Consider the following 13,260-nt stretch of genomic DNA (forward strand, 5'->3'; position numbering starts at 1 on the left):
TGGGCAGCCAAGCGCTCACAAGACCTGCCCGGCGCATCCGACCGGGCTGTTGAAACCGAGATGTCGCACACGACGCGTTCACGACGGGCAGTCACCCTGCCAGACCTGAGGCGCCGATGCATGCGCCTAAAGGAAGGTTGGACGTGGCTGCAGGAGAAGAGACCTCACACATCCTCAGCGGGTTGACTGCCCAGCTGCCTGATCGTGATCCGGAAGAGACCGCGGAGTGGATTGAGTCCCTTGATGCGTTGATCGCTGAGCAGGGTACCGAGCGGGCTCAGTACATTATGCGTTCGTTGTTGCAGCGTGCTGGTGCCCGGTCGGTGGGTGTGCCGATGGTGACGACCACTGATTATGTGAACACGATCCCGGTGGATCAGGAAGCGCCGTTCCCGGGGAACGAGGAGTTCGAGCGCCGGTATCGGGCGTATATGCGGTGGAACGCTGCGGTGATGGTCCATCGTGCGCAGCGCTCCGATATTGGTGTGGGTGGGCATATTTCCACTTATGCCGGTGCTGCGACGTTGTATGAGGTGGGCTTCAACCATTTCTTCCGCGGCAAGGACCACCCCAGTGGCGGGGACCAGGTGTTTTTCCAGGGTCACGCGTCTCCGGGGATGTACGCCAGGGCGTTCATGGAAGGCCGGTTGAGCGAAGAGGATTTGGACGGGTTCCGTCAGGAGAAGTCCAAGGCCGGGCATGCGTTGTCCTCGTACCCGCACCCGCGGTTGATGCCTGATTTCTGGGAATTCCCGACCGTGTCGATGGGTATCGGCCCGATGAACGCGATTTACCAGGCCCAGTCCAACCGGTACCTGCAGAACCGTGGGATCAAGGACACCTCGGACCAGCAGGTCTGGGCGTTCCTTGGTGACGGGGAAATGGACGAGCCCGAGTCCCGTGGTCTGCTGCAGCTGGCAGCGAACGAGAACCTGGACAACCTGAACTTCGTGATCAACTGCAACCTCCAGCGCCTGGACGGGCCGGTGCGTGGCAACGGCAAGATCATGCAGGAACTCGAAGCGTTCTTCCGCGGTGCGGGCTGGAACGTGATCAAGGTCGTCTGGGGCCGGGAATGGGACTCCCTGCTGGAAGCGGACAAGGACGGGGCGTTGGTGAAAATCATGAACGAAACCCCCGATGGTGACTACCAGACCTACAAGGCCGAGTCCGGCGGGTTCGTCCGTGAGCACTTCTTCGGTAAATCCCCGCAGACCAAGGACATGGTCGCGGACCTGGACGATGAGCAGATCTGGGGCCTCAAACGCGGCGGTCACGACTACCGCAAGGTCTACGCCGCGTACAAGGCAGCGACCGAGTTCAAGGGCAAACCCACCGTGATCCTGGCCAAAACGGTCAAGGGCTACGGCTTGGGCCCGCACTTCGAGGGCCGCAACGCGACCCACCAGATGAAGAAACTGACCATGGAAGACCTCAAAGCCTTCCGTGACCACCTGCGCATCCCGATCAGCGATGACCAGCTCGACGCCGACCTTTACCGGCCCCCGTACTACCACCCCGGCATGGACGCCCCGGAAATCAAATACCTCATGGACCGCCGCGCCGAACTCGGCGGGTTCGTGCCCGAACGGCGCCGCACCCACACCCCGGTCACCCTGCCCGAAGCCAAATCCTACGACGTCGCCAAACGCGGATCCGGCAAACAACAAGCCGCGACCACCATGGCCTTCGTCCGGCTCCTCAAAGACCTCATGCGCGACAAGAACTTCGGCGCCCGGTTCGTGCCCGTCGTCCCGGACGAATCCCGCACCTTCGGCATGGACGCGTTCTTCCCGACCGCGAAAATCTACAACCCCAAAGGCCAGAACTACCTCTCCGTGGACCGCGACCTCGTCCTGGCCTACAAAGAATCACCCGCAGGCCAACTGATCCACCCCGGCATCAACGAAGCCGGCGCCGTCGCAGCATTCACCGCCGCCGGCACCGCCTACGCCACCCACGGCGAACCCCTGGTCCCGATCTACGTCTTCTACTCCATGTTCGGCTTCCAACGCACCGGAGATTCCTTCTGGGCCGCCGCGGACCAAATGACCCGCGGCTTCATCATCGGCGCGACCGCAGGACGAACCACCCTCACCGGCGAAGGACTCCAACACGCCGACGGGCACTCCCCCATCCTGGCCTCCACCAACCCCGCCGTCCGCACCTACGACCCCGCCTACGGCTACGAAATCGGCCACATCATCCGCCACGGCCTCGAACAAATGTACGGCGAGGCCAGTGACGATAAAAACGTCATGTACTACCTCACCGTCTACAACGAGCCCATCACCCAACCCGCCGAACCCGAAAACCTCGACACCAACGGGCTCCTCAAAGGCATCTACCAACTCGCCGACGCCCCCGAGGCCACCACCGGAAACGGAAACCGCCCCACCGCGAACATCCTCGCCTCCGGCGTGTCCGTCCCCTGGGCCCTCGAAGCCCAAAAAATCCTCAACGACGACTGGGGCGTCGCCGCGACCGTCTGGTCCGTGACCTCCTGGAACGAACTCCGACGCGACGGACTCGACGCCGAAGAACACGCCTTCCTCAACCCCGGCCAACCCACCCGCACACCCTTCATCACCGAACAACTCCACGGCCACACCGGACCAGTCATCGCAGTCTCCGACTACATGAAAGCCGTCCCCGACCAAATCCGACAATTCATCCCCAACGACTTCGCCTCCCTCGGAGCAGACGGCTTCGGCTTCTCCGACACCCGCCAAGCCGCACGCCGCTACTTCAAAAACGACACCCACTCCATCGTCGCCAAAACCCTCCAACTCCTCGCCGCCAAGGGCGAGGTTGAAGAAGGCGCACTGGAAAAGGCGATCGAGAAGTACCGGCTCCTGGATGTCAACGCCGGCACCACCGGCGGAGCAGGCGGCGACGCCTAGGCTTCTTCCGGGACGTCACGCGTCACCAGCACCATCCGCGACGGCGGTCCTCACCAAAAGGTGGGGGCCGCCGTCGGGCGTTTAAAGCTGTACGCAGGCGCTCGACGGGACGTGACGGGCAACAAGGCTAGTTGTAGCCTTCGCACAAATGGAGGTTCCCCGGGCTGGGCCGTATGCTCATTCCATGGCAGAGCCCACCAAAACAACGTCAAAGCGCAAGGCAGCAACCCCGGCATTGTCGCCGGAAAAGGCGGAAACTCTCCGGCAGCTCCGCGCGAACGTAGGGCAACTGTCCACCAGCACCATGCGCCAACTGGAGAAATCGCTCCCCTGGTACAGCCGCCTGAGCTCCGATGAACGATCGGCGCTCGGCCTCGTGGCACAAAACGGCATCGCGGCGTTCGTGACCTGGTATGAGCGCCCCAGTTCACCGTCCTGGATCCTCACGGACGTCTTCGGCAATGCCCCCACCGAGCTCACCCGCTCAATCAGCCTCCAAAAGGCCCTGCAGCTGATCCGCATCGTGGTGGAAGTGGTGGAGGACCAGGTACCGGTGATCGCCCCGGAGTCCGACCAGCCGTCGTTGCGCGAAGCCGTCCTGCGCTATTCGCGCGAGGTCGCATTTGCCGCTGCCGATGTTTACGCACGTGCCGCCGAGTCCCGCGGGTCGTGGGACACCAGGCTGGAAGCGCTGATCGTGGATGCCATCCTCCGTGGGGAAAATACAGATGCCTTGCGGTCACGGATCGCGGCGCTGGGCTGGAAAGCACAGGAACGCTTCACCGTGATGGTGGGCAACTCTCCGTCGGAACCCAGTGCAAGCTACGTCAGCGAACTGCGCCGTACTGCCGGGCGATTTGCCGAGGATGCGCTGGTGGGAATCCAAGGCGACCGGCTCATCCTGATCCTTGGTGGCGTCCAGGACCGGGACACCGCTTACCTCAAACTCAGTGAACTCTTTGCCCCCGGTGCCGTGGTTTACGGTCCGGAGGCCGGATCTTTGCTGGAAGCGAGCAGTTCCGCCCAGGCCGCCTTCGCCGGCCTCACGGCCGCCCGTGCGTGGCCCTCGGCGCCCCGCCCCGTCGCAGCAGACGATCTGCTACCGGAGCGCGTGGTCTCGGGCGATGACGCAGCCAGGCGATCGTTGATCAAGAACATCTACAGGCCGCTCCTGGCCGCCTCAAACGGCCTCGTGGAGACCTTGGGCACCTACCTTGAACTGGGTCATTCACTGGAGGCTACGGCCCGGGAACTGTTCGTCCATGCCAATACGGTGCGCTACCGTTTGAAGCGTGTCTGCGACGTGACAGGCTGGGATCCCCTCCTTCCGCGGGAGGCGTTTGTTCTGCAAACCGCCCTGGTGGTGGGCCGCCTTTCGGCTCCGCCGAAAGCCGTTCCGGAACGTCATGCGTCACGTTCGCAGAGCTGAACCGTTGTAGACTTCCTACAAACTGACCCAGTGAGCTTGGTGTACCAAAACACCAGTGGATCACGTGGCAATTTGGAAAGCTGGATACGTGCTTGCAATCGTCTGCCCTGGACAGGGCTCCCAGACCCCCGGATTTTTGGCCCCTTGGCTGGAACTCCCCTCCGTCGAAGGCCAACTGGCCGCCCTGAGCGAGATCGCAGGCATTGACCTCAAGGCCCACGGCACCACCTCGGACGAAGAGACCATCAAGGACACCGCGGTTGCGCAGCCCCTGATTGTTGCTGCCGGCCTTGTGGCCGCGAAGTCCCTGTTCGACGTTGAGCTGAGCACCCTTCTCGTTATCCTCGCCGGCCATTCCGTCGGCGAGATCACCGCCTCCGCCCTTGCCGGCGTCCTCACCGAGTCCGAGGCCATGACCTTCGTGCGGGAGCGTGCAAACAGCATGGCAGCAGCGGCTGCCGTCACCCCCACCGGAATGAGCGCCGTGGTTGGCGGCGACCCAGCTGAGGTCCTGGCAGCCATCGAAGCTGCCGGCGCAACGCCGGCCAACGTCAACGGTGCCGGCCAGACCGTCGCCGCGGGTACCTTCGAACAGCTCAAGGCCCTTGCAGAGAACCCGCCGGCAAAGGCACGTGTCATTCCGCTCAAGGTTGCGGGCGCATTCCACACTTCGCATATGGCCCCTGCAGTCAGCGCACTGGAAGCGCTGAAGCCGTCACTGTCGCCCCAAAAACCGACAGTCCCGCTGTTGTCCAACTACGACGGCCAGGAAGTCACCGACGGCCCTGCCGCCGTCGATAGCTTGATCGCCCAGGTTTCCCGGCCCGTCCGTTGGGACCTGTGCATGGAGACATTGGTGGCGCGCGGCGTCACCGGCGTCATCGAACTTGCTCCCGCCGGAACCCTTGCGGGTCTGGCAAAACGCGGCATGCCCGGCGTGAAGACTGTTGCAGTCAAAACCCCGGATGACCTGTCCGCGGCACTCGCACTCTTTGCTGAACTGGAGGGACAGGCATGAGCACGCCGGTACTGAAGAAAGCCACCGTCAACGAGAATGCCCGCATTCTCGGCATCGGGGCCTACCGCCCGGACGTCATCGTCACCAATGAGGACGTCTGCCAGTGGATCGATTCCTCGGATGAATGGATCCGCCAGCGGACCGGCATCATCACCCGCCACCGCGCAGCCGCCGATGTGAGCGTCATCGACATGGCCGAAGGCGCGGCGAGGGAGGCCATCCAGCAGGCCGGCATCGAACCGTCCCAGCTGGGTGCCGTGATCGTCTCCACCGTCACGCACCCCTACGCGACGCCATCCGCCGCCGCTGCACTCACCGAACGCCTCGGCGCGACGCCGGCACCGGCCTTTGATATCTCCGCCGCCTGCGCAGGGTACTGCTACGGCGTGGCCCAGGCTGATGCGCTGGTCCGCTCCGGCGCGGCCGAGTACGTCCTGGTAGTCGGCGCTGAGAAGCTCTCGGACGTCATCGACAACCACGAGCGCACCATTTCCTTCCTCTTGGGCGATGGAGCCGGCGCAGTCGTAGTGGGTCCGTCTGACACGCCGGGCATCGGCCCGTCCGTGTGGGGCTCCGACGGCAGCAAGTGGGATGCAATCGGCATGACCCACTCGCTGGAAGACGTCAAGAAGCTTGGCGAATCCGCCAGGCATTCCGACGAAATTGACGACCCCGCCATCCTTTCCGCAACACAGGATGTTTGGCCGACCTTGCGCCAGGACGGCCAGACCGTCTTCCGTTGGGCGGTCTGGGAGATGGCCAAGGTGGCCCAGCAGGCGTTGGATGCTGCCGGCATCGAAGCCAGTGACCTCGCTGCGTTCGTTCCCCACCAGGCGAACATGCGCATCATCGACGAGATGGTGAAGAAGCTGAAGCTTCCCGAGTCTGTTGTGATCGGCCGCGATATTGCGCAGGCCGGAAACACGTCTGCGGCCTCCATCCCTCTCGCAACCCATCGCTTGCTCCAGGAGAACCCTGGCCTGAGCGGCGGCCTTGCCCTGCAGATCGGCTTCGGCGCGGGCTTGGTCTTCGGCGCCCAGGTTGTCGTCCTGCCATAGACCTGGACCGGCCCCGGTGGCCTCCAGCCAACTGAATATGACTTGAAAACCCAAACCGTAACCGCGGTTTGCCCCCTTTCCGGCAGCAGCCGGTACAACAAGAAAAGGAGCCAACAATGGCTAGCAACGAAGAGATCCTGGCCGGCCTGGCTGAAATCGTCAACGAAGAGACGGGCCTCGCCACCGAAGCCGTAGAGCTCGACAAGTCCTTCACCGAGGACCTGGACATCGACTCCATCTCGATGATGACCATCGTTGTCAACGCTGAAGAGAAGTTCGGCGTCCGCATCCCCGACGAAGAGGTCAAGAACCTCAAGACCGTCGGCGACGCCGTCAGCTTCATCGCCAACGCACAGGCCTAGTCCTGACACCAGCTGTGCCGGGCCAGGGCGCTAGTCCCTGCGCCCGGCACAGCCGCAATAACGCCCAAAGATTTTCCTGCCTACCCCTGTGAACCCTGCAGGCGGGATGGCTGATCCGACAGAGAGTGATCGCATGGCACGCAAAGTAGTCATAACCGGTCTGGGGGCCACCACTCCCATCGGCGGCGACGTACCCACAATGTGGCAGAACGCGCTGAAAGGCGTCTCCGGCGCCCACACGCTCGACGACGAGTGGGTGGCCAAGTACGACCTCCCCGTCCACTTTGCTGCCCGGTGCTCCACCCCGGCACTTGAGGTACTGAGCCGCGTTGAGGCCAAGCGCATGGACCCGTCCACGCAGTTTGGCGTCATCGCCGCCCGCGAGGCCTGGGCCGACTCCGGGATTGAGGACATCGACCACGACCGGCTGGCTGTGGCCTTCGCCACCGGCATTGGCGGCGTCTGGACCCTCCTGGATGCGTGGGACACCCTCAGGGACAAGGGCCCCCGCAGGGTCCTGCCCATGACGGTTCCCATGCTCATGCCCAATGGCGTTGCTGCCGCGGTCAGCCTCGACCTCGGCGCACGTGCCGGAGCGCATACGCCGGTTTCTGCCTGTGCATCCGGCACCGAAGCACTTCACCTGGGACTGGATCTTATCCGGTCCGGCAAGGCTGACGTTGTGGTGTGTGGTGGCGCGGAAGCAGCAATCCACCCGATGCCCCTGGCAGCGTTCTCCTCGATGCAGGCCCTCTCCCGCCGCAACGATGAACCGGAACGCGCATCCCGCCCGTACGACATCGACCGCGACGGCTTTGTCATGGGTGAAGGCGCCGGTGCCCTTGTCCTTGAAGCCGAGGAGCACGCGATCGCCCGTGGTGCGCGCATCTACGCCGAGCTTGCCGGCACATCGGTGACCGCGGATGCCTACCACATCACAGCACCGGACCCCGAAGGCCTGGGTGCCACCAGGGCGCTGAAGGCTGCCATGTTCGACGGCCGGATCCAGGCTGAGGACGTGGTGCACGTCAACGCACACGCTACGTCCACCCCCGTTGGTGACAAGCCCGAGTACACGGCCCTCCGTGCCGCCCTGGGGACCCACGTGGACAACGTAGCGGTCTCCGCCACCAAGTCCCAGATGGGACACCTCCTGGGTGCTTCAGGCGCAGTTGAAGCCGTTCTGACGGTCCTGGCCGTCTACGAGCGCAAGGCACCGGTCACCATCAACCTCGAGAACCAGGATCCGGAGATCCCGCTCGACGTCGTAACTTCCGTCAGGGACCTGCCCGCCGGCGATATCGTCGCGCTGAGCAACTCCTTCGGTTTCGGCGGACACAACGCAGTCATCGCGGTACGCAACGTCTAAGCAGGATCTGCAGCTGCCGCAACGTGCGACATGAAGAGGGCCCCACCAGTTGGTGGGGCCCTCTTCATTGCTATGGGGTATTTGTCGTGGGTCGCTGTCAGCCGACCTGGTGCAGCCAGCGCACCGGAGCACCTTCTGCGGCGTGGCGGAACGGCTCGAGTTCTTCGTCCCACGCCTCGCCAAGGGCCAATGACAGCTCGTGGTAGACCGCTGAGGGATCCCCGGCGCCGGACTCATAGGCATAGCGGATGCGGTCCTCGGTCACCATGATGTTTCCGTGCACGTCCGTGACGGCGTGGAAAATACCGAGTTCAGGGGTATGGGACCAACGGGCGCCATCCACCCCCTGGCTTGGTTCTTCGGTGACTTCGTAGCGCAAGTGGGCCCAGCCCCTCAGGGCCGACGCCAACTGGGCACCGGTTCCAGGGGCGCCCGTCCACGAAAGCTCGGCCCTGAACATTCCGGGCGCGGCGGGTTGAGGGGTCCACTCAAGATCGGTCCGCTTATCCACGACCGATCCAATGGCCCACTCGACGTGCGGGCAAAGCGCCGTAGGGGCCGAGTGCACGAACAGGACACCGCGGGTTGTTGCAACAGACATTCCATCCTCCATAGCTGTAGGTACGTCTTCCCCAACGACCTCTGCTTGGATGGTCTGCCTGTGCTGCCGGATGTCATGAATCTCATGATGGCCCTGACAGGCTATTCAGTTGTGTAGGTCCTTTTGACGATCTTGGCACAGAAGTAACCCTCAAGCGTGCATTGAAGGTTTCCCCGTGGTGCTTTCATTTTGCCGTACGCTGCCGGTTTCCGCCAGTGCGGGGTTTGTAAGGGTCATGATCAAGCCCGTGGGTGCGCCTGTTGATAGCTATTGCGGAGCCGGTCAACGGAAACGTGGGTGTAGATCTGGGTAGTGGCGAGGCTGCTGTGACCGAGGATCTCCTGGACTGCGCGAAGGTCTGCCCCGCCGTCCAGCAGATGCGTAGCCGCACTGTGCCTTAGCGCATGTGGTCCGGTGGCTGAGGTATCGCCCAAGGCATGCAGCAGATCGCTCACCACGGCGCGGATCTGTCGCGGATCCACGCGGTTGCCCCTGACACCCAGAAACAAGGCGGGGCCGCTGCCTGCGGTCACGACGGCCGGGCGGCCACGCCTGAGCCAGTCGTCCACAGCCACGGCAGCCGGGACCCCGAACGGCACCGTGCGTTCTTTGTTTCCCTTGCCCAACACGCGCAGGGTCCTTCGGTCCGGATCCAGGTCATCGATGTCCAGCCCGGCAAGCTCGCCGACCCGGACTCCTGTGGCATAGAGAAGCTCAACCATTGCCCGGTTGCGGATAGCCATCGGGCCGCCATCCTCCGCAGCGATGTTCAGGTCCTCCACCATGCGGGTGACCTGCTGTTGCTGAAGGACCCCGGGAAGTGACTTGCTGCGTTTGGGCGCTTGCAGACGTATTGCCGGGTCTGTTGGGATCAGTTCTTCCCGGAGTGCCCAGCCGGTGAAAGCCCGGGCAGTTGCTGCGCGTCTGGCCAAGGTGGCCCGGGACATCCCCGCTTCGCTCTGCGCGCCGAGCCAACGCCGAAGCGATCCGAGCTCCAATTGCGGGAGTTCTTCAACCCCCTCCCGGACAGCAAAACCCAGCAGGCTCTCGACGTCCGCGATATAGGCACGAACGGTATGGGTGGACCGCGCCCGTTCCCCCTCCAAGTAGCGCCGGAAGCCCTCGACGGCGCCGGCCAGCGCTGTAGGTAGTGATTGTCCGTCCATCTTTCCAACTGTGCCAGCAGTCGTCCCCCAGCGCCCGCACCAACATGCTTTTCGCGGGAGGGTCAGGCATTCTTTCCACGCTTCCAGGCGCCCCGGTCCGAGACTGCCAGTCCCAGCAGCCCCAGCCGGCCGAGTCCAGCGCGAACGGACTCCGGACTCAAACCTGCCACCACCGTGAGCTTCTCCACCGAACTGGTGGATCGAAGGGGCAATGCGTCCAGGAGAATCAAATCCTCCAGGGACAATCCATCGTGCACCGCGGCGCTGGATTCCTGGTTTGCGCCGCGTTCCTGGTATTGCTGGTTCCCCTCGTCCTGGGCGCCGGATGCACCGATGGCCCCCGCAAGCTCAGCGACCTCACCGACATCCGTGACGCAAACGGCTCCCCCGTCCCTGAGCAGGCGGTGGCAACCGGCGGAATTGGCGCTGTGAACGGATCCTGGAACCGCAGCCACGACCCGGCCTATCGACTCGGCGTGATGGGCGGTATTCAGGGCGCCGGAGCGCCAACGCGCCTCCACCACAACAGTGACCGAGGACAAGGCTGCAATGAGGCGGTTTCTTTGCAGGAATCTGTAACGCGTGGGCGCGGACCCCGGAGGAACTTCGGAGATCACCGCTCCCTGCGCGGCCACCGCCCGAAGGAGATCCTCGTTGCCGGAGGGATAAAAGCGGTCTACTCCCCCTGCCATCACGGCGATGGTAGGCAGCCCGGCTACGCCTCCATTGAGTGCTCCGCGGTGCGCGTGCGCGTCGATGCCGTAGGCGCCGCCTGAGACCACACTGAAGCCCCGCTGGGCAAGCCCGAAGGCGAAGTCGCCCGTGACGGACGCGCCGTAGCTTGTACTGTCCCTTGAACCCACAAGTGCAATGGCCCGACCTGCCGACGGCAACTCCTGTTCGTGCCCCCTCCACCACAAGCACAGCGGTTCCTGAAGGCCCAGATCCGAAAGTTGTGCCGGCCACAAATCATCTCCGGGAACAATCAACCGGCCACCCAACCGCCGCATGGTCTCCAGGTCCCGGTCAGGGGCCAGGTCAGCAACACGCGGAGCCCAGCGCCTGAGGCTATCCTGCATACCTGCCCACGTTGCGGGTCCGCCCCCGTCGCGGAGGACCGCAGAAATCTCCTGCTCCATACCAGGACCGGTCCCGAGCTCCCCCGTGGCAACCCCCAACGCATCCACAGCGCCGACCACCTGCACCAGGGCCAGTCCCACTGAGTCCTGCGGCTCCATCAGCCGGGCCAACGCGGCCCGGGCTACCCGTTCTTTGTCGTGCACGCTCATTCCTGCCACTCCTGCCGTTTTCCGTTCATTGCGTTCGTGTCGTTCGCTCATGTCGCCGCCGCGGCCTGCCTCAGGCCGAGCGCTTGCCCAATATGGTCAGCATCCGGTCGCTCGCTGCGGTCCAAGTCAGCGAGTGTCCACGCGAGGCGAAGGACGCGATCGTAGCCGCGAGCGGTCAGCACTCCCCGCTCGAGTGCGGTGTCCAGGATCCTCGTGGTTCCCGGAGGCAACCGCAGCTGTCCTCGCAGGATTCTTCCCGGTACTTGGGAGTTGGTTTCGAGCCCGGTGTTCTTCAGGCGCATCAACTGCCGCTCCCTGGCCGCCAGCACCCGTTCCGCTACGGTTCGTGTGTCCTCCTCCTGCCCGGCATGGCCGAAATCCGCCAAGGACACCCGTTCCACGTTCAGTTGAATGTCAACGCGGTCCAGCAACGGGCCGGACATTCTGCCGATGTAGCGACGCCGCATCATCGCCGTACACGTGCAGTCCAGGCCTTTGCCGGTTGCTTTGCCACAGGGACAGGGATTCGCCGCCAGAATGAGTTGGAAGCGCGCGGGGTACGCCGCCGTGCCGGCCGACCGGTGGATGACAAGCTCACCGCTTTCAAGGGGCTGGCGAAGGGCATCCAGGACCCGTCGCTCGTACTCGGGAGCCTCATCCAGGAACAGCACTCCCCGATGCGCCCTCGATGCCGCGCCCGGCCGGGGAAGTCCCGAGCCGCCGCCGATGATCGCCGCGGCAGTGGCGCTGTGGTGGGGATTCTCAAAAGGCGGCCTGTGAATGAGCCGCACGGCGGATGCCTGGACGGCTGCCAAGGAATGGATGGCCGTCACTTCCATTGCTGCTGTCTCCGCCAAATCCGGAAGTAAACCAGGCAACCTCTCGGCCAACATGGTCTTTCCGGCTCCCGGCGGCCCCGTCAGCAGCATATGGTGTCCGCCGGCAGCAGCGACTTCCAACGCTTGCCGGGCTTCCTCCTGCCCTGAAACGTCGCAAAGGTCCGGCACCACCGGCACTTCAACGGCGTCAATCTCCGGGACATCCTCGTCCATGGGATCGTAGTCCAGGGCTAGGTCCTTCGGGTCTGCGCCAAAATCATAGGCGAGCCGTGCCAGCGTCTTATAGCCTCGGACGTTCGCGCCGGGCACCAAGGCAGCCTCGGCAACATTCGCCTCCGCCACCACGATGTCCGGATACCCGGCTTGCACGGCAGCCATGACGGCGGGCAGCATTCCCCGGACCGGCCTCAGCCTGCCGTCCAGGCCAAGCTCGGCGATAAAGACTGTTCCATCGATGGAACGGATGTCCTCGGCAGCACGAAGCACTGCCATTGTGATGGCGAGGTCGAAGCCCGATCCCCGTTTAGGCAGTGACGCTGGGATCAGGTTGGCCGTGATCTTCCGGCGGCTCAAAGGTATTCCGGAGTTCTGCGCGGCTGATCGGATACGTTCCTTGGCCTCGTTCAAGGCGGCGTCAGGGAGCCCCAGGATCACAAAGTTCGGAAGCGTCTGCCCAATGTCGGCCTCCACTTCCACGATGTAACCGTTCAGGCCCACAAGGGCAACACAGTAGCTGCGACCCACCCCCACCTAGCCGACACCCCGCAGGTGCTCAAGCACAGGATCACCGACGCCGCCGTCCACCACCGAGACGACATCGACACGCTGACGCGACGCTTTGAACTCGTGGGTCCGGCACCAACAGGAAAGGAGCCGGTGTAAACGGGCGAGCTTTGCCGCTCCAACAGCCTCGAAGGGGTGCCCGTAGTCCAGGCTGCTCCGGGTTTTGACCTCGGCAACCACCAAGGTGTCACCGTCGATCGCGACGATGTCTATCTCACCCTCCGCACACCGCCAATTGCGATCAATGATCCGCATCCCCTGATCCGTCAGGAAATCCGCAGCCAATGCCTCGCCATTTTGGCCAAGCCGGTCTTTTGCTCTCATGACCATCACCTCCGCTGTCCAGCCTTCCGGCTGGAGGGGGTGAGCGGCAGGGGCTTAGGAGGCTATGTGCGTAAACCTGCCGGAATCAGCGCTGTGGAGGAACAGTGCAGTGAAGCGGA

At 63.9% G+C, this 13,260-nt stretch carries 11 protein-coding genes; 6 read left to right on the forward strand and 5 right to left on the reverse strand.

Annotation, left to right across the window (positions count from 1 at the left end):
* The first annotated feature begins 116 nt into the window (after nucleotides 1-116).
* From aceE to HMI60_RS04605, 6 genes are all read left to right on the forward strand, one after another.
* Nucleotides 117-2,903: a pyruvate dehydrogenase (acetyl-transferring), homodimeric type gene (aceE, locus tag HMI60_RS04580; protein ID WP_193590638.1), complete on the forward strand. Its 2,787-nt coding sequence runs from the start codon at nucleotides 117-119 to the stop codon at nucleotides 2,901-2,903.
* Nucleotides 2,904-3,087: 184 nt separating this feature from the next.
* Nucleotides 3,088-4,332, forward strand: a complete 1,245-nt coding sequence (locus tag HMI60_RS04585) for a CdaR family transcriptional regulator (RefSeq protein ID WP_018776193.1) — start codon at nucleotides 3,088-3,090, stop codon at nucleotides 4,330-4,332.
* An 88-nt stretch (nucleotides 4,333-4,420) separates the two neighbouring features.
* Nucleotides 4,421-5,350 carry an ACP S-malonyltransferase gene (locus HMI60_RS04590; RefSeq protein ID WP_193590639.1) on the forward strand — a complete coding sequence of 310 codons (930 nt, stop codon included), beginning with the start codon at nucleotides 4,421-4,423 and terminating at the stop codon, nucleotides 5,348-5,350.
* Nucleotides 5,347-6,408, forward strand: a complete 1,062-nt coding sequence (locus tag HMI60_RS04595; RefSeq protein WP_018776195.1) for a beta-ketoacyl-ACP synthase III — start codon at nucleotides 5,347-5,349, stop codon at nucleotides 6,406-6,408. Before HMI60_RS04590 ends, HMI60_RS04595 begins: the two co-directional genes overlap by 4 nt.
* 116 nt (nucleotides 6,409-6,524) lie before the next feature.
* The gene (locus tag HMI60_RS04600) at nucleotides 6,525-6,770 is read left to right on the forward strand and encodes an acyl carrier protein (protein ID WP_011692310.1); all 246 of its coding nucleotides are present in this window, start codon (nucleotides 6,525-6,527) and stop codon (nucleotides 6,768-6,770) included.
* A gap of 133 nt (nucleotides 6,771-6,903) precedes the next feature.
* The gene (locus tag HMI60_RS04605) at nucleotides 6,904-8,139 is read left to right on the forward strand and encodes a beta-ketoacyl synthase (RefSeq protein ID WP_018776196.1); all 1,236 of its coding nucleotides are present in this window, start codon (nucleotides 6,904-6,906) and stop codon (nucleotides 8,137-8,139) included.
* Nucleotides 8,140-8,236: 97 nt separating this feature from the next.
* On the opposite strand, the gene HMI60_RS04610 is transcribed toward HMI60_RS04605, so the two are convergent.
* From HMI60_RS04610 to HMI60_RS04630, 5 genes are all read right to left on the reverse strand, one after another.
* Complete coding sequence (locus tag HMI60_RS04610) at nucleotides 8,237-8,740, reverse strand: DUF3145 domain-containing protein (RefSeq protein ID WP_018776197.1); 504 nt, start codon at nucleotides 8,738-8,740, stop codon at nucleotides 8,237-8,239.
* Between the two features lie 239 nt (nucleotides 8,741-8,979).
* Complete coding sequence (locus HMI60_RS04615) at nucleotides 8,980-9,906, reverse strand: tyrosine recombinase XerC (RefSeq protein ID WP_018776198.1); 927 nt, start codon at nucleotides 9,904-9,906, stop codon at nucleotides 8,980-8,982.
* 62 nt (nucleotides 9,907-9,968) lie between these two features.
* The gene (gene dprA / locus HMI60_RS04620; protein ID WP_018776199.1) at nucleotides 9,969-11,195 is read right to left on the reverse strand and encodes a DNA-processing protein DprA; all 1,227 of its coding nucleotides are present in this window, start codon (nucleotides 11,193-11,195) and stop codon (nucleotides 9,969-9,971) included.
* A gap of 47 nt (nucleotides 11,196-11,242) precedes the next feature.
* The gene (locus tag HMI60_RS04625) at nucleotides 11,243-12,784 is read right to left on the reverse strand and encodes a YifB family Mg chelatase-like AAA ATPase (RefSeq protein WP_193590640.1); all 1,542 of its coding nucleotides are present in this window, start codon (nucleotides 12,782-12,784) and stop codon (nucleotides 11,243-11,245) included.
* Nucleotides 12,785-13,150 (reverse strand): YraN family protein, encoded by a 366-nt coding sequence (locus tag HMI60_RS04630; protein ID WP_181423256.1) that lies wholly within the window; start codon nucleotides 13,148-13,150, stop codon nucleotides 12,785-12,787.
* Nucleotides 13,151-13,260 lie beyond the last annotated feature (110 nt).

Origin of the sequence: Paenarthrobacter sp. YJN-D, assembly GCF_015040335.1 — a bacterium.
Taxonomy (GTDB): Bacteria; Actinomycetota; Actinomycetes; order Actinomycetales; family Micrococcaceae; genus Arthrobacter; species Arthrobacter nicotinovorans.

What these genes read in the sequence shown, in the direction of transcription:
- aceE (WP_193590638.1), top strand. Translation starts at nt 117, where the DNA reads ATGCATGCGCCTAAAGGAAGGTTGGACGTGGCTGCAGGAGAAGAGACC.
- HMI60_RS04585 (WP_018776193.1), top strand. Translation starts at nt 3,088, where the DNA reads ATGGCAGAGCCCACCAAAACAACGTCAAAGCGCAAGGCAGCAACCCCG.
- HMI60_RS04595 (WP_018776195.1), top strand. Translation starts at nt 5,347, where the DNA reads ATGAGCACGCCGGTACTGAAGAAAGCCACCGTCAACGAGAATGCCCGC.
- HMI60_RS04600 (WP_011692310.1), top strand. Translation starts at nt 6,525, where the DNA reads ATGGCTAGCAACGAAGAGATCCTGGCCGGCCTGGCTGAAATCGTCAAC.
- HMI60_RS04605 (WP_018776196.1), top strand. Translation starts at nt 6,904, where the DNA reads ATGGCACGCAAAGTAGTCATAACCGGTCTGGGGGCCACCACTCCCATC.
- HMI60_RS04610 (WP_018776197.1), bottom strand. Translation starts at nt 8,740, where the DNA reads ATGTCTGTTGCAACAACCCGCGGTGTCCTGTTCGTGCACTCGGCCCCT.
- HMI60_RS04615 (WP_018776198.1), bottom strand. Translation starts at nt 9,906, where the DNA reads ATGGACGGACAATCACTACCTACAGCGCTGGCCGGCGCCGTCGAGGGC.
- dprA (WP_018776199.1), bottom strand. Translation starts at nt 11,195, where the DNA reads ATGAGCGTGCACGACAAAGAACGGGTAGCCCGGGCCGCGTTGGCCCGG.